This window comes from Flavobacterium sp. T12S277, assembly GCF_048514875.1.
GTDB lineage: Bacteria > Bacteroidota > Bacteroidia > Flavobacteriales > Flavobacteriaceae > Flavobacterium.
On sequence record NZ_JBLYEG010000001.1, the window covers coordinates 136353 to 158252 of the forward strand.

Sequence of the window (21900 nt, forward strand, 5' to 3'; positions counted from 1 at the left end):
AGTCTCAGTTTATAGTCGCAGTATTCAGTGTTTGTAACAGGTAGGTAACGGGCTGTAAACTGCGACTGCGACTGAATACTCTTATAAAGACTGAATGCTAAAAAAAGAACCAAATTATAAAAGTAAACTATGGAGGAGATAATACCAAAGAACAGAGTTATTGCAGAAATAAAAGGCGCATGTAAGGAGTATCAAACCGGGGATACCCTGATTACGGCCTTGAAACCAACTAATGTTCAATTTAAAACAGGAGAACTAACCTTAATCATTGGTCCTTCGGGTTCGGGGAAAACGACATTGTTGTCATTATTAGGCTGTGTCATTTATCCAACAAGAGGTGATGTTTTTATAGAGGGGCAGCAGGTAAATATGCTTTCAGCGAAACAATTATCGGCTTTGAGATTGAATAAAATTGGATTCGTTTTTCAAAGTTTCAATCTTTTGGCACCACTTAGTTCCTTAGAAAATGTAATGGTTCCATTGCAACTTATGAATTATAGTGATGCTGAAGCGAAGAAAAAAGCCGAAAAAGCGCTAGAGTTAGTTGGCATGCAGGAAAGAATGAAAAACTTGCCAAAAATGCTGAGCGGAGGCCAGCAGCAAAGAGTCTCCATTGCACGGGCGTTGGTCACTAATCCGCCAATTGTGCTTTGTGACGAACCGACAGCTGCCTTAGATGTCAAAAGTGTTGGTGTAGTAATGGATGAATTAAAAGCACTTGCTAAAAACGGCAAAAGTGTAATTGTAGTTACACACGATATGCGACTCAAAGCATTTGCCGATCGAATTATTTATGTAGATAACGGAATCGCAACCGAGAACCAAATGGAAACCGTATAAAAAATCATTAATCAAATTATACAGAATGAAATATATCTTAATTTTTCTAATAGCCTTTTTCCTTAGCTGTTGCAGCAAGAAAGAAGCCAATAAATCAGAGCAGGTAGCCGTCCATAAAGAAGTTGCTTCAGCAGAAATCGTAGGACTCGGACGGATAGAGCCTAATGAAAAACTATCCGCATTAGCAACAGAAGTCGGGGGTATTGTGGTAGGCATTCATAAAAAAGAGAACGACATAATTACCAAAGGGGACTTAATTATTGAATTGGATCACGCTGTTCAGGATGCGAAAAAAGCCCAAATCAAGAGTAGAATTGAAACGCAAAAAATAGAAATTAAAGTAACTCAGTTAAACTTAAAAGAGCAGGAAATAAATCTGCTAAACAAACAAACGGAGCTGCAGCGCTTGAAAAATTTGCATAAAAATGGTGCAGAAACCAGACAGAATGTTGATAATCTGGAAACAGAAACGAAGATTTCTCAAACCAATGTAGCACAATTACAAAATAGGGTGTTGATGGCAAACTCCCGACTTCAGGAAATGCAACAAGAATTGGAAGTATCCAATAGGGAACTGCAGCAATATGCAATTAAAGCATTGGGTGATGGACAAATTATGACCATGAATGCTACGAAAGGCGCGGCATTGTCGCCCAATCAGGCTTTTGCAGATTTTATTCCAAAAAGTAAATTAGTAGCCACTTGTGAAATTGATGAGTTGTTTGCAGCACAAATTAAAAAAGGACAAAAAGCCATTATTCGTCAAATTGGTTCCAATAAAACGATCGGAACGGGAACTGTCATTTTTGCTTCATCGGCGCTCAAACGCAAGTCGCTTTTTTCTGAAAAAGCCGGTGATCAGGAAGACAGAAGGGTTCGGGAAATAAAAATACTTCTGGCAAACCAAACAAAGTATCTGATTAACTCCCGAATTGAATGTGTAGTTCAAACCTCCCTATGAAACCGATGATAAAAACAGCCTGGAAGTTTATTCGTTTTGATAAAACTAAAAGTATAGGAGTAGTGGTGGGCATAGTCATAAGCACTTTTCTTATTGGTCAGCAAATAGGAACATTCAATTTTTTGACAGGATTAATGAGTGTTTTGGTAAAAAATACAACAACGGATATTTGGGTTGTTGATGATAAAACGACTGATGCCAATCAGCTTAGTTTGATTGACACCAGAAAAGAAAAAGAAATCAAGAGTCTAACAGGCGTTAAGGAAGCATTTCCCATTATCGTAACCAGTGGAAAAGCAAAATTCCCTAACGGAACCAGCGCAATTGTAAACATTATCGGAAGCGAGTATCCCCATTTTAAAGTAGGTCCTGACAGTACTAAAATCATACAGGGGGAACTTCCGGATTTGCTGCAGGAAGCAGGTGTATCTGCTGATTATTTTGACCGCGGGAATTTTGGAGGCTCGTCGGATGTTGGAACCTTTTTTGAGATTAATGGAAAAAGAGCCGTCATTACGCTGCAAACGAAAGGAATAAGAGGCTGGGGCGGTTATTTAATGTATACTACAGCAGACAGGGCAAGGTTTTATGGCAATATACCGTCGACCAATATAAGCGCCTTAATGGTAAATGTAAAAGATGGGGAAGATGTAGATCGTGTCGTCGATCAGATCAATAATTCTATTTACGGAGTCAGAGCCTGGCGCACGTCATCTTTAAGTGCATCAACGGTAAAGAGTGTTTTGGCTTCGACGGGTTTAGGTGCCAGCACAGGGTCTTTAGTAGGCTTTGCAATTATCGCGGGTTTCTTTATTATTGGCCTTACCATGTATTCGTCGGCATTAGACAGGATCAAAGATTACGGCACTTTAAAAGCAATCGGAGCAACCGATTCCTACATTCGGAATTTGATACTGACCCAGGCTACTTTATTCGCCATTGTTGGATTTATGGTAGCGCTTGTTTTCTTAATGGGGTTTAAAAATGGAATGTATCAAACAGGAATACTGATCGATTTTAGTCCAATTATACTCTTTTCAATTCTAACCATCACCTTTTCTATTTCGCTTTTCGGAGCTGTGTTTGCCATTAGAAGAATAAAAAATGTAGAACCTGCTTCCGTATTCAGAGGCTAAAAATCGTTGTAATGAAAAATAATTTAATGAATATCCGTTTTATGGGATGTCTTATGCTGTTATGCCTTTGTAAAATGAATGCACAAAGCACGGTATGGACCTTAAATAAAGCAATTGAAGAAGCACATAAAAATAGAAAATTACTGGCTTCTCTGGAAACCGCATCTAAGATCAGCAGCTTAAAAACAATAGAATTAAATGCTAAATATTTGCCCAAAGTTTCTTTGAACTACAATTATCAATACAATCCCATTATTGCGACAAGCGTTTTACCTGCCAGCGCATTTAATTCGGGAACCTATTCAGACGGTATGGTACCGGTAAAATTAGGAGCCAATTATACCCAAAATGCCGGTGTTTTACTGCAGCAGCCTTTGTTGGATATTTCGATTTCAAAGTTAATTAGGGAGTCCCGTTTACAGGAAAAATTGGCAAGTTTAAATGAAAAAGAGGCCAAAATAGAGCTTACGTACGAAGTTTCAAAGGCCTATTTTAATACATTGATAGCGCAGCAGCAAGTAAAAGAAGCTATTGGTGATACTACCCGGACGGCTTTAAGTTGGAGTACCATAAATCAAAAATACAGTAACAACAGAGCTTTAAAAGTTGCTGTAAACGATGCGAAAGTAACGCACAATAACGCGATCCAAAAATATCACAATGCTGTAAATAACGTTTTGGTTTTAAAGCAATACCTTGTGTATGTTACCGGAAATGAATCTTCAGTGGCTGCTTCGATTGTATTGGAAAAGTACCATATGGAGGAAAATATTACAGATCTGGATGAAGATTTAATTCAGGCTTTACCTCAAATCCAAATTTTGAAAACACAGAATGAAGTGTTAGAGAATAAAAAGAAAGAGCAAAGAGCCAAACACAGTCCGACGATTAATCTTAACGGTTATTTAGGAGCAGATCAGTTTACTGCCAGTATGAATCCCTTTCAGCAAGACAGCTGGTATGGCAATAGTTATATTGGAGTCTCTTTAAAATTACCTCTTCTTTTTGGTGAAAACACAGCAAAGAGAATAGATCAGTTAAAATTGGAGCAGGAGCAAAATAATAACCAGATCGAAGAGGATCTTCATAAAATGAAATACAATGCGTTGAATGCGACTGTTGTTTATCATAATGTCTTGCAACAGTTGAAAACGGTACATGAAAATATCAAACTTACTCAGGAGATTGTAGTGGTTTATCAGGAACGCTATAAGTTTGACCAGGTATCGTTTAATGAACTAAATGATAAAGAGATTCAATTGCAAAATTTAGAATTAGTCGCTAATAAACTTCAGCAGGAACTGATCGTGTCATGGCTGGATTGGAAGAAAGCCGCGGGAAAATTAGTGGTACAATAGTGAAGCGTCTTTAGCATAAGTGTGATGACTATTGCATAATTTTGTAACGCATAAAGTAACTAACTACTGATATTACCCTATGAACAATACATTTTCCGACAGCAGCCAAATTGGAAGAGTCGCTACTTTTTCTGAGCTTGTACATACCGATTTCGAAGGAGAAAAGAATGCGCTATGCTGGTACAGAAATTTGGATGGCGATTTTAAGGAGATTGTAACCAAGTTGTCTTTGGAAGAAAATATAACCGAAGTGTATCCGGAAGATCTATTGGCGCTTCAACTTTCAGAAAAAGGGAATATAGCACGGGAAATAATCTTAAAAGATTTACAGTTATTAACTGATTTTGGAGCTTCGCCTGCTCTTAATTTGCTGAAGTGTTACGAGCGCGATGATGAGTTTGATTTCATATCGACGGATGTATATTCGTTTCATGTAGATCGTTCGCCCATAGCAACGGATACTTTTTTATGCACCTATCACGGAGCGGCAAGTGATATTATTCCGAATACACAGGCAGAACAAAAAATTCTGATTCCGGAAATCCGATCAAAGCTAAAAGAGCTGTATGACGGACCAGAAGAAGAATTCGAAAACTTCCTGAAGGAAAATTATTTTGATTTGCATTATCAGCTACATCCGGATGCAGAACCCATTAATCTAGGGTTAGGACATCTTTGGCGACTGGCTGTAGACCATCCCAAACAACAAGTGCTGCCGTGTATTCATAGAGCACCAGTAGAAAACGCGGGAGAATATCGGTTACTCTTGATTTGTTAACAGAAATGGAAACTGATCCCCAAATTGAAGTTTTAGTGCGATGCATGCTTTGTGCAATTCCTTTTTTAACTTATATTCGCTGTTCATACATTTGTGAGTACATCTAACTTATTTAAAAATCTAATTTGTGAAACAAAAACAGGAAGACGTAAATGACAATCAGCTTAAACGTGGATTGACTAACCGACACATTCAGTTAATTGCCCTCGGGGGATCTATAGGAACAGGTCTTTTCCTCGGCATTGGCCCAGCGGCTGTATTAGCAGGACCATCTGTTATTTTAGGATATGCTATTGCCGGAATAATCGCTTTTTTTATAATGAGACAACTTGGCGAAATGGTTGTTGAAGAACCTGTATCAGGAAGCTTTAGCCACTTTGCCTATAAATATTGCGGTTCTTTTGCAGGTTTTGCGTCTGGTTGGAATTATTGGATTTTATATATTCTTGTTAGTATGGCCGAACTTACAGCCATTGGAGTTTATGTACAGTTTTGGTGGCCTGAGATTCCATTATGGGCCTCTAGTTTGTTCTTCTTTCTGGTTATAAATGCTTTGAATTTTGCCTCCGTAAAAGTTTACGGGGAGACTGAATTCTGGTTCTCCATCATAAAAGTGGTTGCCATTATTGCAATGATTCTCTTTGGTACGTACTTGTTGGTAAGTGGTACAGGAGGGGAGCACGCTACTATTCACAATTTATACAACGATGGAGGTTTCTTTCCAAAAGGTTTCTTTGAAAAAACATCTTCGGGTAGTTTTCAGGGATTATTATCTGCAATGGCATTGATTATGTTCTCTTTTGGTGGTTTAGAACTAATTGGAATTACCGCGGCTGAGGCAGAAAATCCGGAGAAAAACATTCCAAAAGCAACCAATCAGGTTATTTATAGAATTCTTATCTTTTATGTTGGTGCATTGGTCATTTTATTTGCTTTGTCGCCTTGGCAGCAAATTACGACAGACAGCAGTCCATTTGTAATGGTTTTTCAAAACTTAAACGGAATGGAGTTTGAGCTGTTTGGCAGCAAAATATATTTTACACGTCTTATTGCCAATGTACTTAATTTAATTGTATTAACTGCGGCTTTATCGGTATACAACAGCAGCGTATATAGTAATTCCCGTATGTTGTACGGTTTAGCAGATCAGGGCAATGCGCCTAAGTTTTTAATGAAGCTAAACAAACAATCGGTGCCGATTAATGCCATTTTAATATCTTCCTGTTTTGCAGCGATCTGTATTTTAATCAATAAAGTAATTCCGGAAGAGGCTTTTAGTATCTTAATGTCTTTGGTTGTGTCTTCTTTGATTATTAACTGGGTCATGATCTCGTATACACATCTACAATTCAGACTTGCGAAAAACAAGGAAAATACGATAACGAAGTTCCCTTCAATATTCTATCCAATAAGTAATTACATCTGTCTGGTATTTTTATTGGGTATATTATCTATCATGTGGATGACTGATATGAAATTATCCGTAGAATTAATTCCAATTTGGCTGGGAGTTCTTTTCATCTGTTATAAAGTTTTTAAAACAAAAAAATAGTAGCTTTTACTATTATTCATTAGGAGGCATTGAACATCAACATCCAGTTGATTTTCAATGCCTTTTTTAATGCGGCGTTTTTAAATCAGCATGTATCATAATGTAAGGTTTACAATAATTTATTACAGGCATCTCTTACTTTTCCTTTCTTCTGATCCGTATACTAACAGAAAATAAGCAGTTACAGGAAAGCTATGTGTTTCTTAATCATACTGTAGGTCTGATAAAGTCTCCGTTGTTTGAAGTTCCAAATGAAAGATTTTAAACCAATTGAGGATTAATTTTAGTAAAGGGATTCTTAATAGTAATGTAAGGTAATTTTAAATATGCCATAACTTGAGTTTTCAGATTAAATTGTTTTTTTGATTTAAAAATATTTTATGGAAAATAACAAGGATTTAGGCAGAAGAAGGTTTCTTAGAAATTCATTATTGGTTGCCGGAGGAGTTTTTATCGCGCCTCTTATTGAAAGCTGCAGTAACGATGATAAAACGGATAACAGCGGTGCACCAGATGGAATGAAAAATGAAGGGTTTGAGACAGGAGTAGCCAGTTTTGACCCTACTGAAACCGGAGTCATTATCTGGACAAGATATTCAACAGGCTCAGATGCCGAAATTACCTGGGAAATAAGTAAAGATGCCTTGTTTAAAGAAGTAATAAGAAAAGGGCAGGCCGGAGCATCTTCTGCAAATGATTTTACAATAGCGGTAGATGTTCAGAATATTTCTTCCAACACAAAATATTATTACCGATTTTATAATGCCAAAACCAAACAAGTAACGGTTACCGGAGAAACACGCACGCTGCCGTCTAAAACAGATAGTGTAAATGAGGTAAAAATGGCCGTTGTTTCTTGTTCAAATTTTCCGGCAGGACTTTTCAATGTGTATGGAGCGATTGCTTCTTCAGATGCCGATGTAGTGGTTCATCTTGGTGATTATATCTACGAATATGCACCGGGGCAGTATGGAACAAATCCTTTTACCAACCCGCTGGGCAGAGAACACAAACCAGCAAAGGAGATTACAAACCTTAGCGATTACAGAGAACGCTACAGACAATACAGAGGAGATAAAAACCTTCAGCTTCTTCATCAGAAAAAACCTTTTATATGTGTTTGGGACGACCATGAATTTGCCAACGATACTTATAAATCGGGTGCAGAAAATCACCAGCCGGCCGAAGGAGATTTTCAGATGAGAAAAATGGCTGCTTTTCAGGCGTATAGCGAGTATATTCCGCTTAAAACAGGAAAAGATCTTAGAATTTACAGAAGCTTTAACTTCGGTAATATTCTTTCGCTTTATATGATGGATACCAGAGTCATTGCAAGAGATAAGCAGTTAAGTTATACTGATTATATCGATAATGGTGGAAATTTTGACCAGACAAAATTTAAAACAGATTTGTTAAGCCCAACCAGAAAATTAATTGGAAGCGAACAAATGACATGGCTGGGATCACAGATCAATGCCGATACCGCTAAATGGAAAGTACTGGGCCAGCAAATCCTGATGACAAAAATGCTGATTCCTGCAGAATTACTGATGCTTTTGAATCAAATTTTAGCAGAAGTGGGTAAACTCGGAAGTGCAACTCCGGCGACCATGAAGGCTCTTACTACTACAATCTCTCAACTTGTTGTTATTAAAATGAGATACAAACAAAACGATCCTTCTTTAACGGCTCAGGAAATTGCGAGAGTTAAGACAACTTTACCTTATAATCTGGATGCCTGGGACGGTTATTTTGCTGAAAGAGAACAATTGTATGCGATCCTTTCCGGAAAAAATGTTGTGGTTTTGGCTGGAGATACTCACAATGCATGGATGGGTAAACTTACTGATATGCAGGGAAAACATATAGGAACTGAAATCGCGTGCAGCTCTGTTTCATCACCAGGATTGGAAGGTTATCTTGGAATTACCTCAGACCCTTCAAAAGCGATAGAACTGGCACAGGCCTTTACAGTACTGATTGATGATTTAGAATATGCAAATTTGTATAAACGAGGATATACCTATCTTAAATTTACAGCATCGGGTTCAGAAGTCGAATGGCGCTTTGTAGACAGTATAACAACTGAAACGACCACTACTGTTACAGAAAAAAAGTATACTATAGCATAGGAATCTCGCTTGATACGGACTGAGTTTTCTCAAAAGTGCCAAAAAAGGATAGAGTTAAATCGGAACAGGAGTAATCTTGTCCCGATTTTTTTATTTTATAGATTTGAATATTAATAAACTAAGTACTGATTATTGACGTGTTAATTAATGTAAGACAAAAGCAATAAAAGAGTTTTTAAATGGATTTTATCTCCTGTTGTGTAATAGTAAGGTGGTGAAGATAAATATCACTATATAATAATTTCATCTTAATTGTATTATTAATCAGGTGTTTATACTTGATTTAATTAACTTGTTATTTAATAAATTTGAGTATAATTTATACCGCTGATTTGTATAAATATCCTTTTTTTTAGCTTCAATAGTGAGTAAATGATTAAGAATCATTTTAGTTCAATGCAAATTAAACCTATTTCTATGATTTTAGATACTTCAGATGCCTTTAATGTTGCCCGATATATTACCCACCCTCTTTCGCTGGTGGCTTATCTTGGCGCTATTGTATTAGCTATTTATGTAGTGAAGAATGTGACGTGGTTGAAAAGTATCAAATCTGTGGAACCTGGCGAAAGGGATAATCTTCTAATTAAATTATCTGAAAAATTACATCTTGACATCAATTCGGTTCCCGAAGAACAACGAGCGGAACTTATTAGAAAAGTACTGAACAATAGAATCATTACTCAGATTATTTACGGGATTATTGGTATTTCTATTTTATTGACTATAGCATATATTGTTACTGATACAAATAAAACATCCATAGCTAATCCTACCGTAATTACACCTCCTTCCATCGATTCAGCCTCCTATAAAACTGCACAAAATTCTTTTAAAGTAATTGGTATTGAATTAGAAGGGAATAATATAGATGTTTTAATAGACAGTATTCAAATGTCTGCGGACTGGAAGAAATGGCTGGATAATAAATCACAAATCTTATATAATTCTACTAACATTTTCGAGACGTTACAAGATTTTAAGAAACAATTTGGATATAAATTTAATGATATTTTGTATGATGAGAAGCGAAAGTTATTCTCATTCAAAAATGGAAAAAGTGTTGTTAATATTTCAAAAAAGGTAAATCGAATAAAAATACCAGCAACAGATCCAAACGCAAGTGCTGAATATTCTTTCACTACCAGTTTATCAGCGGCAGTTAACCAATTTGGTTTCAGTAGTGAATGCTTTTTGGTAGACAAGAAAGGGAATCGTCTTGAATCTGACAAGGAACCTCTTAAAAAATCAATTTATCTAACTCTTAAGGGACTTAATTATTATATAGAAAATCCCAAGAATTGCCCAAGTGATGTTAACATTTTGGAAGATTTTTCAGAGAATCCAATGCGTCTGTATGCATATGTCATTAAAAAGAAGATGCCGAAAGAATTTATCCTTGTGAGAAATTTTGAAGAAACATCAGATTGCCTGGAAACCCGATCCCCAATAACAATATACTTTTCTACTCCAATACTAAAAGTTAGCTGCATAGTAATTAAAAATTTGACTGATGCACCTTTAACTATTAATAAAATGAGTTTGGGTATTACTGAATCAGAATTTTTGAGAACCAAAACGGAAGATAAAAATAATAAAAAAACAATTAAAGAAATTGGCACCATAAAACTGGCTCCAAAAACGGATTTAGTAATTCCTGCTTCTATCTGTTTTACTCCTTTAGATAAGATTAAATCACGTGAGGAAAGTATAGACATTCAATCCAATAGGGAGAATCTTTATTATGGTAAAACCTATTATTTAGAATCTCTTACAGTGAATGGTTTCAACTTTCCTATAAAACAATCAAGTCGTGATGTTATCAGTGCCTTCTATGAAGGAAAAACCTATGCGGAATATGGTAGTTGTCCTTATGTCTATTCATTCGATAGGAAGCATAATAATTACAGACTTGAAGATCATATACTCTATAATGTTAACAGTAAAAACAAAGAGAGATCAGATACTTTAGTACTCAAAAAACCTTCCTCAAAAATTCTTATAAGTGAAATCGATCCTGAAGAAAGTTTTATAGATTTTATATGCATGGAAGCTATTGACCAAAATAATAATATACATAGATTTTATCCAGATCGAGATATTTTAAAAAGAAGAGATAAAAAGTATCTTCATCTTAAAACGGGTGATATTGCTAAAATTGAATTTATAGGATTTGATTCTTCAAAATATAAGTATTCACGTTTAATTTCACATGGTTATTATCTGACGATAAAGAAATATGTTAAACGACCTATTCCCCAAAAAACTATTTCGACCGTAGTAAAAGAAAAATTAGTATAGAGAGAGTATTCATGCTGCTGGCAAGAGCGAGGGAACTGCTTTAGAAGTCTTGCCTTCCGATAATAGTAATAATCTCTACCCGTTTATCTCCGTTAATTTGGTAGTAAATAGTATCAACGCCACAAACACAATAACGATATCCTGTTTTAATGTGGTCAGCAGATGGAAATAAAAAAGGATTTTCCTCTATTTTTTCAAAACAATCATAAAACATATTAAAATAGCTGTCAGCTTGATTAATGCCAAACTTACTAACACCATAATAATAAATTCTTTTTAAATCTTCTTTAGCTTCACTACTTAAATAATAGCTATACATTGTCAGGCAGATCTTTTTTAAATTCAGCTAACATTTCTTCTCTGGTTTGTTTTTTAGCAAAACCGCTTTTTTCTCCCTTATCAATTTTAGCCCTCACAAACTCATGGTATTCTTCTTTTGAACGAGCTTGTTTAATCAAATAGTTAATAGCTTCACTTTTACTATTAAACTCTTCTGTATTGACCTGATTTTTTAACCACTCTTCATTAGGGGCAGTTAATGATATACTTTGTCGTGTCATAATAATACCAATTTTTATATTGGTGTAAATTTACACCAAAATTTTGAAATAGAAGAACATGTTTCTATGATAAAAATAGTATTCAACTCCGCTCACCGAAAAAGTTCCTTATGAAAAGCTACGCAAATATCTCTGACTTTGCGCAATTTTTTTGTTGTTATATTTTCTCATGATGACTTGAATTGGTAGCGCAAAGTCCGAGACATTTGCGCAGCGTGACTAGACGCTTGTTGGACATTTCGTAGAGCGAGGGAATATTGGTTGTTGTCGATTTGTTACGAATGTTCTATTTATACTTACTCAAATCGAGATTAAGAATAGCGCCTACTTTGCTAAACTCATCATTAATCTTTGCATTCAGGATGAGTTGTTTATTGGTCATTGGATGATTAAAAATTAACTGATGTGCATGAAGCATCATTCCTTTCAGGTCAAAATTATCCAGCCATAATTTATTTTGTTTGTTACAACCATGTGGACGGCTTCCTAAAATGGGATGAAAAATATGTTTGAAATGTTTTCGCAATTGATGCATGCGTCCAGTTTCGGGAATCGCTTCTACCAAACAATACCGTGAGGTTGGTTTATTGTTAAATTCTAAATCAACTTCGGCATTTTGTAAACGATGAAAGTAGGTGATTGCATTTTGTTTAATGCCATCATCATTGATTAAATCATAATCAATCGTTAGTTCTTCGGGTGACCAACCACGTAAAATGGCTAAATATTTTTTTTCGACTTCGCGTGTAGCAAAACGATCGTTCATAATTTTCAAAACGTCTTTATCCAATGCAAATAACAAGACACCGGATGTTTTCCGGTCTAACCGATGAATGGGATAGACGTGTCGTCCTATTTGATTTCTCAGTTCCTGAATAGCATACACTTTTGCATCGCGTGCATAAAATGATTTATGAACCAACAAGCCACTTGGTTTATTAATGGCTATAATATATTCGTCCTGGTAAAGAATTTCTAACATTTGGCAAAAGTAAAAGAGATTTCGATTGAAATCTCTTTTATGACTTATTTATTTTTCGTTGAAGACTTGAATTGATAGCGTAAAGTGGGAGAGATTTGCGTAGCATAAGCATTGAGAAGATCAAGAAAACAGATGAGATTGATCCCGTAACTTTTTTATATAAACTTAAAATGTGATAGTATGAAAACTATATAAAAATAGCCGATTTTCATTAAGAAAATCGGCTATTCATTTTAACGCTTTTTGATCAGCTTCAAAGTACTATTTAATTTCGAATAACTTTTTTTGATACAGTTCCTGATTCAAACAAAATTTGAAACATATAGGTTCCGGTTGGTAAATTAGAGATATCTAATCTAGTGGATTGCTCTTCTAACTCTTTTGAAAAAAGAAAGCGACCCATAACATCAAAAACGCGTAATTGTGCATTTTCGAGTAGTTTCTTTTCAATTGTGATATTCCCGCTTGTTGCGTTTGGATATAATTTGACGGTATCCTTTCTGTCGAAAACATCAGTTCCCAGGTTACTAGTTAAAGTGGTGACAGAAAATACATGACTGGTTTTTGAAACGTTTCCTGAACTATTTTTAGCTTTAATAGTAAATAAATAAGTGGTATCAGGATTTAAATCCGTTGCGGTATAAGTTGTTTGGGCTACCGTCGCCAACAAAATGCCGTCTTTGTATATATCATATGTTATACTGCCCAAATCTTTCTTTTTACCTGAAGAAGCGCCTACATTTTCTGAAGCAGTCCAAGATAGAGTAGTGCTGGTTGCGGTAGTTCCAGTTGCATTCAGGTTTGTTGGAGTTGTAATTTTGGGTTCCTCCGAAATGATTGTTTCGATCGTAATATTAAAAGTGCCTGTTCCCGAAGCATTATTCGCCGTTACGGTATAGACTGTTGCAGGAGTAACAGTGGTTGGGGTGCCGCTAATAATCCCGGTTGCCGCATCAATATTTAAACCTGCCGGCAGCGATGGCACGACGATATAAGCAATATTTATCTTTCTTATTTTATAGCTATCACTATCTCCCACATAGAGGTTACCCAAAGCATCAACAGCTAATCCCTCAGGTTGACTAAAACTAGCTGCAGAGCCATATCCGTTGGCATCTCCGGCTATTCCGCTTCCAGCCCAGGTACTTACTACGCCCTCAGGAGTTATCTTTCTTATGACATTTTTATTACTATCCGAAACGTAAACAGTACCGGTAGCACTAACTGCTATTCCGTGAGGACTGTAAAAACTAGCTTCAGTGCTGTTGCCATCGACAACAGCTTGGGTTCCATTCCCAGCTAAGGTGCTTACTAATCCCTCGGGAGTTATCTTTCTTATTTTATAGTTACCGCCATCTGCCACATATACTGTACCCGAAGCATCAACGGTTATTCCGGAAGGATTATAAAAACTTGCAGCAGTGCCGATACCATTGGTACTACCGTAGGATCCACTACCTGCCAGGGTGCTTACTACGCCCCCGGGTGTTATTTTGCGTATTTTATTGTTATAGGTATCTGCTACATAAACAATACCTAAAGCATCAACAGCGATTCCGAAAGGATGGTCAAAACTTGCTCCAGAACCAGTTCCATCGGCACTTCCAGCGGTTCCGCTACCTGCAAAGGCGCTTACAACACCTTCGGCTGTAATCTTTCGTATTACATTGTTTTCGGTATCTGCCACAAAAACAGTACCCGAAGCATCAACGGCGACTCCGGCAGGATGCTTAAAACTTGCCTCAGTACCAGGGCCGTTGGCACCGCCAAACGTTCCGCTTCCAGCCAGGGTAGTGACTCCTGCAGAATTGATCTTGCGTATTTTGTTGCTGCCTACTTCCGCCACATAAACAGTACCCGAAGCATCCACGGCGACTCCTCGGGGTAAATTAAAACTTGCCGCAGCAGTACTTCCATCGGCAGTATTACCTCCTCCGTTTCCTGCCAGGGTGCTTGTGTTTCCACCAGTAATTTGTCCTCCTGTATCGGTAGGAGTTAAGGGCGTTATTGTTTCATCTTTCACATAACTTAGTGGGGTGGAATAACTTATTTGGGGAGCTTTTTTTACTGTACTGATGGTAATTGCAAAAGTACCTGTTCCGGTAGAATTAGTTGCCGTTACAGTATAAACCGTAGGAGGAGTAGCTACCGTAGCGATGCCAGTGATATTTCCGGTTGATGCGTCAAAATACAGTCCTTGCGGTAAGTTTGGTGTTAGGGTATAACTTGGCTTTATTTTGGTTATTTTATTGCTGTCAGAAACATAGACGTTACCCGAGGGATCAACGCCTACTCCGGCAAGGTAAGAAAAATTTGCTCCCGGAACACCATCTGTTCCACCTCCTGCCAGAGTAGTAACTACTCCCGTTGGGGAAATCTTTTTAATTTTACTATTATCCCTGTCTACCAAATATACGGTACCTGAAGCATCAACCGCCAATTCTGAAGGGCGGGCAAAACGTGCCGTAACACTTGTACCGTTAACATCACCGGAGGTTTTACTTCCTGCCAGGGTACTTACACGTCCTGCGGGATTTATCTTTCTTACTTTATGGTTATCCACGTCTCCTACATAAAGATTACCCCAAGCGTCAATTGCTATTCCTCTCGGATAATTAAAAGTTGCACGGACACCGGTATAGTCACCGTCGCCAACTGCCCCGCTTCCTGCAAAAGTACTTACAACTCCCTCAGGAGTTATCTTTCTAATTCTTTGATTATTGGTATCGGCCACATAGACATTGCCTGAAGCATCAACCGCTACTCCGCTTGGAAAGAAAAATTGTACCGCAACACCAGTGCCGTTTGCAAAACCGGGTGTTCCGCTTCCGGCCAAAGTGCTCACCACTCCCGCAGGAGTTATCTTTCGTATTTTATGGTTAGCGCTATCGGCTACATACACATTGCCAGAAGCATCTACTGCCACTGCGATCGGACTTCTAAAACTTGCTGTAGCAGCATTTCCATCCGCATAACCTGCTGTACCGCTCCCTGCAAAAGTAGTCGTTACTCCGTCGGGCGTTATTTTACGTATTTTATTATTATTGTAATCCGCTACATAAATATTACCAGAAGCATCTATAGCCGCTCCTAATGGAGCAGAAAAACGTGCCTCAGTACCATTACCGTCTATATTGCCGGATACTCCGGTTCCTGACAAGACAGCAATGGTTCCAAAAGGAACGGGGCCACCAGTATGAATAGGGTTCTGAGAGGGTATTACGGTGTTAATCTCATAGTTTTTCGGCGAAGTATAACTGAAGATAGGTACTTCTATCTTTGTTTCGATGGTAATATCAAAAGTACCAGCTCCTGAACCATTGGCTGCTGTTATTTTATAGACCGTTGGAGGTGTGGCTGCAGTGGGTGTACCGCTAATAATTCCGGTTATCCTGTTGATGCTCAAACCGGCAGGCAGGGAGGGAGCTACCGTATAGCCTCCGGTATCTACCTTTCTTATTTTATTGATATTGGTGTCGGCGACATAAACGGTGCCGAAAACATCAACAGCAACTCGAAAAGGGTTGTAGAAACTGGCAGAAGCGCCGTTACCTTCAGTAGTGCCTCTAAGTTCGCTTCCTGCTAAAGTAGTGACCTCACCTGAAGGGCTTATCTGTCTTATTTTATAGTTATCACCATCGGCCACATAAACAGTACCCATAGCATCAACTGCTACTCCTTTTGGATAATAAAAACGGGCCAATTTACCTTTAGCATCCACATTGCCTTGTTGGCCATTTCCGGCTAGAGTGCTCACTCGTCCGTCGAGAGCTATTTTTCTTATGCTATTGTTACTGTTATCGGCTACATAAACAATACCTAAAGCATCAACAGCTACTCCGTAAGGGCTAAAGAATTGTGCCGTAGTACTACTGCCGTCTGAGGAACCGAGTGATCCGCTTCCAGCCAATGTACTCACCACTCCGGCAGGAGTTATTTTTCTTATTTTGTGATTACCGCTGTCTGCAACATAGATTGTACCTGAAGCATCAACTGCCAATCCGCGAGGGGAATTAAACTTTGCCAAAATACCAGTGTCGTTGGTAGAACCAGTTGCTCCGCTTCCAGCCAAAGTAGTGACCACTCCTTCGGGTGTTATTTTACGTATTTTATTATTAGAGGCATCGGCCACATATACCATTCCGGCAGCATCAACTGCTACTCCGCCGGGTAAATTAAAACTTGCTGCAGTACCGTTGCCGTCGGCCGCACCAGCTATGCCGCTTCCAGCCAGTGTGCTTACGACTCCCCCGGAAGTTATTTTTCTTATTTTATGGTTATAGGTATCCGCTACATAGACCGTACCAGCAGCATCAATTGCTACTCCATACGGACGATCAAAACTTGCCATAACAGCACCTCCATCGTCCGCACCAACCGCTCCGCTTCCTGCCAGAGTACTTGTCGCTCCATAAGTAATGAAACCTCCTGTATTTACGGGAGTTAAAGAAGGTATGGGGATACCTAATATATAACTTTTTGGCGTGGTATAACTGATAACCGGTGCCTGTGCAAAGCCCGACTGAACCAAAGCCACGGCTAAAAGAGAGTAAAGTTGTTTTATCATAAATAGGTTTTATAATTAAAATCTGACAGCTAAGATATCTTTTTTCCCTGAAGAAAAAAATAGTTTCTGTCGCATCTATAATTTAAGTTTCATCTTAGTTTTTTTTGATTAAACTTAATGAAATAGTTCATAAAAGCGTATTCGTAAAAAGACAGAGAGCGTCACTTTTTTCTGTGACGCTCTCTGTTTTAGCATTTTTGGTTTACATTCTTTTAGTTTCCTCTTTTAGTGAGGTAGCTTTCACTTCTTTATTTTTTCCTGAACCAAAATAGTAGGTGAGTTGCACATAAAAGTTGCGTGTTTCCCAACGATTCGTCCAGTCGGTTGATACATGGTTAATTTTTGTGGTTTCGTTATAGAGACTTCTTTTTAATAGGTTTGTACAGCCACTTTCTACGACCAGTTTTTTGTCCATCAGGCTTTTTTTAGCGGTAAAACTCATGTCATAAGTAGCTTTTGAAAAACCGCTTGGTGTGGTGGATCGTCCATTGTAGAAACAGTTCATGGTTAGCTTCCAATTGCCCTTTAAGTCTGCGCTCTGGTAAAAATTAAGATCGTAGCCGAAACCTGTTCCGCTATAGGAGAAGTTTTTTATTTCCGATTTCTCCCCAGTTAAATAGGTGTCTAAACTCAATTGCATTGACCACCAGTCGGCAGGCTGGAAGGGAGTAGATGCTGAAAAGCCAAACCTGCTGCCTTTGGCCGCATTGGCATCATAGGTAATATTATAGTTTTGGTCACGCTGGTAGTCTATAACCTGAATAAAGCCGTCTTTATAAAGATAGCCGTAAAGACTCAGATTCAGCTTACTTTTGTAGATGTAACTCAGTTCAAAACTGTCGTAATATTGCGGTTTTAGTGCCGGATTTCCAATGTTCAGGGTATAAGCATCTATATATTCGTAATACGGATTCAACGACAAGTAATTCGGTCTGCCGATGCGTTTACTGTAGCTAAACTGATACTGATTGTTTTCCTGCTTGTAACCAAAGGAAAAAGACGGGAATAAATTCACATAATTGCCTTTATTTGCTTTAGAATTTATTTGAGAGACTGCCGTAAAGTTGTAATATTCTGTACGCATTCCGGCCTGCAGGTTCCATCGGCCAAATTCACCGGACGCCTGGGCATATCCGGAAAGAAGTTTTTCATCATATTTAAAGTCATTGACCAATAAACTGTCGGGGATAAACAACAGTTCTGTATTGTTGGTTGTATAGCGGTTGTAATAGTCCATTTTTACATAAGAGTACTTGGCACCAGCTTCAAAATTGATTTTCTTTGAGAGCTTGTGACGAAAATCCACCTGCAGATTAGCGATAGTGTAAGAGGTTTTGTTTTCACCAGCAAGCTCCATAAAAGCACCATCTGCATAATCATTAAGCTGTACTCCGTTTTTTTTCTTACTAAACTGTAAAAAGTTGGCCTGCACATCAAGTTTTGTCGTAAGGCTGTCGGAGGTAAAATTATAAAACACATTCCCGGAAACGCGTTTCTCCGGAACTTTAAAAAACTGGCTGAGATCAACCGTGTTCTGCAAAGTATTGTTAAGGTATTCATTGGTATAGCCCTTGGTAGTTTCTTTACTGTTTTCGTTGTAAAACTGCCATTCGGTACTTATAATCTGGTTTTTAGTTAGCTTTCTTTCTACAGCGAAGTTCATACTGGATAATGTAGTAACGGGCAGCCACGTGTTGTACTGGTCTATGATCTTTTCAGTTCCTTCCGAGTTAATGTTCTGCTTGATATGCCTGTAATTAACAGATTTTCCATTGTAGTAAGATCCATTTGCGGTAAACGTCCAAAGAGAGTCGTTATAAAACAATCTTCCTCCTTGTCTGCTTTTAAAATAATCGCCTTTGTAAGCTGAGGAATAAATACTCCCCGACAAACCCGTGGCGCTGCTTTTCTTCAAAACAATGTTTATGATACCTGCTGTCCCTGCTGCTTCATACCTTGAAGAGGGTTGTGCTATGATCTCAATCGATTTTAGGTCCGAGCCTTTTAATGAGCGTATATATTCGCGCAGTGCATCTCCCGAAAGCAGACTTTTTCGACCGTTAATCATAACCTGTATGTCCTTACTGCCGCGGTAAACAAGGTTTTGGTCTTTGTCAAGACGCATGCCCGGTACCCTAGCTATGGTTTCAAGTCCGTTATTCCCATTTCCTACACCGGAGGCATCAACATCAAATATTGTTTTATCTCCTTTTATGGTAATTGCATTTTTACGGGTATCCACAACCACTTCCTTAAGTTGGTTTTGATCCTGTACCAGCATAATATCCAGGATATCTGGCAGGCTGGGAGCCGTAATTTCTTGACTGTAATTGGTATAGCCAAGGCAAGTTATCGAAAGACTGCCCGATGTAAAAGAAGCGGGAAGGTGTATAGTGTAATGACCTGTTTTATCCGTTTCTGCGGTCACTATTTTCTTTTGATTTTCGTCAGTAACAGATATCGAAGCAAAGGGAATGGGGGTGGAGTTACTGTGATCTTTTACGGTACCTTTAATCGTTGTTTGTGCCAAATTAATCAGGGGGAATAAAAGCACGGCGGTTATAAACAGTAGTTTTTTCATGTTGGGTTGATTTACGCTGTAATGTTACTCGGTTTATTTTTCTTAAAAATTGATTCAGTACCAATCGCTTATTCTATAAAACAAAACCTAAACTGCATCTCGTTTTGTATTTCGTTGTGCAATCTCTATTGTTCATCCTGCAATTAATCCTGTTAAGCCAGTGAAGTTGCCTTTATGATCGAAAAGAATTACTTTAGCAGTATGAGCAGAAAAAAGGAAATACTGTATCACATTTTATTCTGGACCTTATTTGTGGGGCTGGACCAACTGCTAAAAAGCATAACAATATATAAGGATTTAGACAATCCATGGAGTATGCTGCAAAACATTGGTTTTGTGTCGTTAGAACTGCTGATTTTTTATCTCAACTATCTTATTATCTGCCCCAGAACAATTCCATTTAAAAAATGGTATCTATTGATCCTGGCGCAATTCAGCCTAATTATTCTTTTTCCCTTATTGCGTTTTGCTTATGAGGAAATGTTGCTTTTTGAAATAACAGGCAGGCACAATTACAATATGAGAACCTTGACGCCGCTGTACTATATTTATGATAATTCGTATTTTTCTATAAGAGTACTGTTGTTTAGTCTGGTAGGTTATTTTTTGAAATACCTTTGGAATACCAGTGCCCAGGTGAACCAGCTGACCTTAGAAAAGAAATACGCTGAACTACAGGCTTTAAAAAATCAACTCAGTCCGCACTTTTTATTTAATTCGCTGAATGGTTTTTACTCTGATTTGTATGACACCAACCCGGAAGTTGCCTCCGATATAATGAAACTATCGGAGATGTTACGTTATGTTACGTATGAAAACAAAAATGATATGGTGCTGCTCAAAGACGAGACCATGTTCCTGCAAAATTATATAGATCTCTTTAAAAGACGTTTTGACGGTTTGGTGGCGATAGATTTTATACATCCTGATAATGTCGGTAATTACAAAATACCGTCGTTAATGCTGATTCATTTTCTTGAAAATGCCCTCAAACATGGTGTCAGCGATGATTTTGAAAATCCCATAACGATAAAGCTGAAAATTGAAAACGGAAGACTTATATTTACATCAGACAATAAGTACCGAATTACTAAAAGCTATGACGAGCACGGTGTAGGAAACAAAAACATAAGCCAGCGACTGTGTTTAATGTATCCTGATAACCATACTCTTATTATTTTAAAAGATGATAGCTGCCACAAAGTAACCCTAAATATGCCTTTGAGTTGATGAGCGATTACCTTACTGCTATAATTGTAGATGACGAACCTCCTGCGATACGTTTGCTTCAAAAATATTTCGAGCAGCTTCAGGGAATAAAATGTATTGCTACCTGCACGCGGGCTTTAGACGCTCTTGTGCTCATAGAAAAACACAAACCTGATGTGGTATTTCTCGATATACAAATGCCTGATCTTAACGGTATACAGCTTTCAGCAATCATTAAGGACAAGGTAAAAATCGTATTTACTACTGCTTACCCGCAATTTGCAATAGAAGGTTTTGAAGTGAATGCAATAGATTATCTGCTCAAACCCATAGCATTTGAACGTTTTATTGTAGCTGTAGAAAAAGTACACAAGCAGCAAACAGAACATACCGTTGTAAATACAGCTGTGCAAACGGACATTGACGATTACTTTTTTGTCAAAACCGATGGGAAAAAACGCTATCAGCGCATTGAGGTCAGGGCTATCAATTATTTAGAGAGCATTAAAAATTATGTAGTACTGCATACTTCATCCGAACAGGTGGTAACCTACAATACTTTAAAATATTTTGAAGAAAACCTGCCCGGTAACCAGTTTGTAAAGATTCATAAATCATTTATCGTGGCCATCGGCAAAATTGAAAAAACCGACAATAATGAAGTTTGGGTTTCAGGGAAATGCCTTCCAATTGGAGATACCTACAGAAATGATTTTTTTGAAAGGATCGAACGATTCGAGATTTAATCTTTTTTAAAGACTATATACTTTGCGTCATACAGAATTAAAAGAGTAAAAAAAAATCCCACTTCGTAAGAAATGGGATTTTTGTGACCTCGACTGGATTCAAACCAGTAACCTTCTGAGCCGTAATCAGATGCGCTATTCAGTTGCGCCACGAGGCCTTTTTAACTTTCAATAAGCTATTTTGGTAGCTTTGTTGA

At 37.8% G+C, this 21900-nt stretch carries 15 protein-coding genes and 1 tRNA gene; 10 read left to right on the forward strand and 6 right to left on the reverse strand.

Annotation, left to right across the window (positions count from 1 at the left end):
• The first annotated feature begins 129 nt into the window (after positions 1-129).
• The 8 genes from ACN1CN_RS00485 to ACN1CN_RS00520 all read left to right on the forward strand — a co-directional run bounded on the left by ACN1CN_RS00485 (position 130) and on the right by ACN1CN_RS00520 (position 11058).
• The gene (locus ACN1CN_RS00485; protein WP_419134251.1) at positions 130-840 is read left to right on the forward strand and encodes an ABC transporter ATP-binding protein; all 711 of its coding nucleotides are present in this window, start codon (positions 130-132) and stop codon (positions 838-840) included.
• 25 nt (positions 841-865) lie between these two features.
• Complete coding sequence (locus ACN1CN_RS00490) at positions 866-1801, forward strand: HlyD family secretion protein (protein ID WP_419134252.1); 936 nt, start codon at positions 866-868, stop codon at positions 1799-1801.
• On the forward strand, positions 1798-2937 hold the full coding sequence (locus ACN1CN_RS00495; RefSeq protein WP_419134253.1) for an ABC transporter permease: 1140 nt from the start codon (positions 1798-1800) through the stop codon (positions 2935-2937). The genes ACN1CN_RS00490 and ACN1CN_RS00495 overlap by 4 nt, the downstream gene beginning before the upstream one ends.
• A gap of 11 nt (positions 2938-2948) precedes the next feature.
• A complete protein-coding gene (locus tag ACN1CN_RS00500; protein ID WP_419134254.1) occupies positions 2949-4295 on the forward strand; it encodes a TolC family protein in 1347 nt (448 codons plus the stop codon).
• 79 nt (positions 4296-4374) lie between these two features.
• Positions 4375-5073, forward strand: a complete 699-nt coding sequence (locus tag ACN1CN_RS00505) for a DUF1826 domain-containing protein (protein ID WP_419134255.1) — start codon at positions 4375-4377, stop codon at positions 5071-5073.
• A gap of 127 nt (positions 5074-5200) precedes the next feature.
• Positions 5201-6625, forward strand: a complete 1425-nt coding sequence (locus tag ACN1CN_RS00510) for an amino acid permease (protein WP_419134256.1) — start codon at positions 5201-5203, stop codon at positions 6623-6625.
• 380 nt (positions 6626-7005) lie between these two features.
• A complete protein-coding gene (locus ACN1CN_RS00515; protein WP_419134257.1) occupies positions 7006-8757 on the forward strand; it encodes an alkaline phosphatase D family protein in 1752 nt (583 codons plus the stop codon).
• Between the two features lie 417 nt (positions 8758-9174).
• A complete protein-coding gene (locus ACN1CN_RS00520) occupies positions 9175-11058 on the forward strand; it encodes a hypothetical protein (RefSeq protein WP_419134258.1) in 1884 nt (627 codons plus the stop codon).
• A gap of 40 nt (positions 11059-11098) precedes the next feature.
• Here ACN1CN_RS00520 and ACN1CN_RS00525 read toward each other — a convergent pair whose 3' ends face one another.
• The 5 genes from ACN1CN_RS00525 to ACN1CN_RS00545 form a co-directional block, all read right to left on the reverse strand.
• A complete protein-coding gene (locus ACN1CN_RS00525) occupies positions 11099-11377 on the reverse strand; it encodes a type II toxin-antitoxin system RelE/ParE family toxin (protein ID WP_419134259.1) in 279 nt (92 codons plus the stop codon).
• Positions 11370-11618, reverse strand: coding sequence for a ribbon-helix-helix domain-containing protein (locus tag ACN1CN_RS00530; protein WP_419134260.1), 249 nt, complete (start codon positions 11616-11618; stop codon positions 11370-11372). The genes ACN1CN_RS00525 and ACN1CN_RS00530 overlap by 8 nt, the downstream gene beginning before the upstream one ends.
• A 286-nt stretch (positions 11619-11904) precedes the next feature.
• Positions 11905-12600: a pseudouridine synthase gene (locus tag ACN1CN_RS00535; RefSeq protein ID WP_419134261.1), complete on the reverse strand. Its 696-nt coding sequence runs from the start codon at positions 12598-12600 to the stop codon at positions 11905-11907.
• Positions 12601-12865: 265 nt separating this feature from the next.
• Complete coding sequence (locus ACN1CN_RS00540; protein WP_419134262.1) at positions 12866-17167, reverse strand: putative Ig domain-containing protein; 4302 nt, start codon at positions 17165-17167, stop codon at positions 12866-12868.
• A gap of 202 nt (positions 17168-17369) precedes the next feature.
• A complete protein-coding gene (locus ACN1CN_RS00545) occupies positions 17370-19748 on the reverse strand; it encodes an outer membrane beta-barrel protein (RefSeq protein ID WP_419134263.1) in 2379 nt (792 codons plus the stop codon).
• A 201-nt stretch (positions 19749-19949) separates the two neighbouring features.
• Between ACN1CN_RS00545 and ACN1CN_RS00550 the strand changes: the two genes are divergently transcribed.
• Both ACN1CN_RS00550 and ACN1CN_RS00555 read left to right on the forward strand, forming a co-directional pair.
• Positions 19950-20978: a sensor histidine kinase gene (locus ACN1CN_RS00550; protein ID WP_419134264.1), complete on the forward strand. Its 1029-nt coding sequence runs from the start codon at positions 19950-19952 to the stop codon at positions 20976-20978.
• Complete coding sequence (locus ACN1CN_RS00555; RefSeq protein WP_419134265.1) at positions 20978-21703, forward strand: LytR/AlgR family response regulator transcription factor; 726 nt, start codon at positions 20978-20980, stop codon at positions 21701-21703. The genes ACN1CN_RS00550 and ACN1CN_RS00555 overlap by 1 nt, the downstream gene beginning before the upstream one ends.
• Before the next feature lie 84 nt (positions 21704-21787).
• Here the strand turns inward: ACN1CN_RS00555 and ACN1CN_RS00560 are convergent.
• Positions 21788-21861, reverse strand: a tRNA-Arg gene (locus tag ACN1CN_RS00560).
• Positions 21862-21900: the final 39 nt, after the last annotated feature.

What these genes read in the sequence shown, in the direction of transcription:
- ACN1CN_RS00520 (WP_419134258.1), top strand. Translation starts at nt 9,175, where the DNA reads ATGATTTTAGATACTTCAGATGCCTTTAATGTTGCCCGATATATTACC.
- ACN1CN_RS00550 (WP_419134264.1), top strand. Translation starts at nt 19,950, where the DNA reads ATGAGCAGAAAAAAGGAAATACTGTATCACATTTTATTCTGGACCTTA.
- ACN1CN_RS00545 (WP_419134263.1), bottom strand. Translation starts at nt 19,748, where the DNA reads ATGAAAAAACTACTGTTTATAACCGCCGTGCTTTTATTCCCCCTGATT.
- ACN1CN_RS00495 (WP_419134253.1), top strand. Translation starts at nt 1,798, where the DNA reads ATGAAACCGATGATAAAAACAGCCTGGAAGTTTATTCGTTTTGATAAA.
- ACN1CN_RS00540 (WP_419134262.1), bottom strand. Translation starts at nt 17,167, where the DNA reads ATGATAAAACAACTTTACTCTCTTTTAGCCGTGGCTTTGGTTCAGTCG.
- ACN1CN_RS00525 (WP_419134259.1), bottom strand. Translation starts at nt 11,377, where the DNA reads ATGTATAGCTATTATTTAAGTAGTGAAGCTAAAGAAGATTTAAAAAGA.
- ACN1CN_RS00515 (WP_419134257.1), top strand. Translation starts at nt 7,006, where the DNA reads ATGGAAAATAACAAGGATTTAGGCAGAAGAAGGTTTCTTAGAAATTCA.
- ACN1CN_RS00490 (WP_419134252.1), top strand. Translation starts at nt 866, where the DNA reads ATGAAATATATCTTAATTTTTCTAATAGCCTTTTTCCTTAGCTGTTGC.
- ACN1CN_RS00500 (WP_419134254.1), top strand. Translation starts at nt 2,949, where the DNA reads ATGAAAAATAATTTAATGAATATCCGTTTTATGGGATGTCTTATGCTG.
- ACN1CN_RS00535 (WP_419134261.1), bottom strand. Translation starts at nt 12,600, where the DNA reads ATGTTAGAAATTCTTTACCAGGACGAATATATTATAGCCATTAATAAA.
- ACN1CN_RS00555 (WP_419134265.1), top strand. Translation starts at nt 20,978, where the DNA reads ATGAGCGATTACCTTACTGCTATAATTGTAGATGACGAACCTCCTGCG.
- ACN1CN_RS00505 (WP_419134255.1), top strand. Translation starts at nt 4,375, where the DNA reads ATGAACAATACATTTTCCGACAGCAGCCAAATTGGAAGAGTCGCTACT.
- ACN1CN_RS00530 (WP_419134260.1), bottom strand. Translation starts at nt 11,618, where the DNA reads ATGACACGACAAAGTATATCATTAACTGCCCCTAATGAAGAGTGGTTA.
- ACN1CN_RS00485 (WP_419134251.1), top strand. Translation starts at nt 130, where the DNA reads ATGGAGGAGATAATACCAAAGAACAGAGTTATTGCAGAAATAAAAGGC.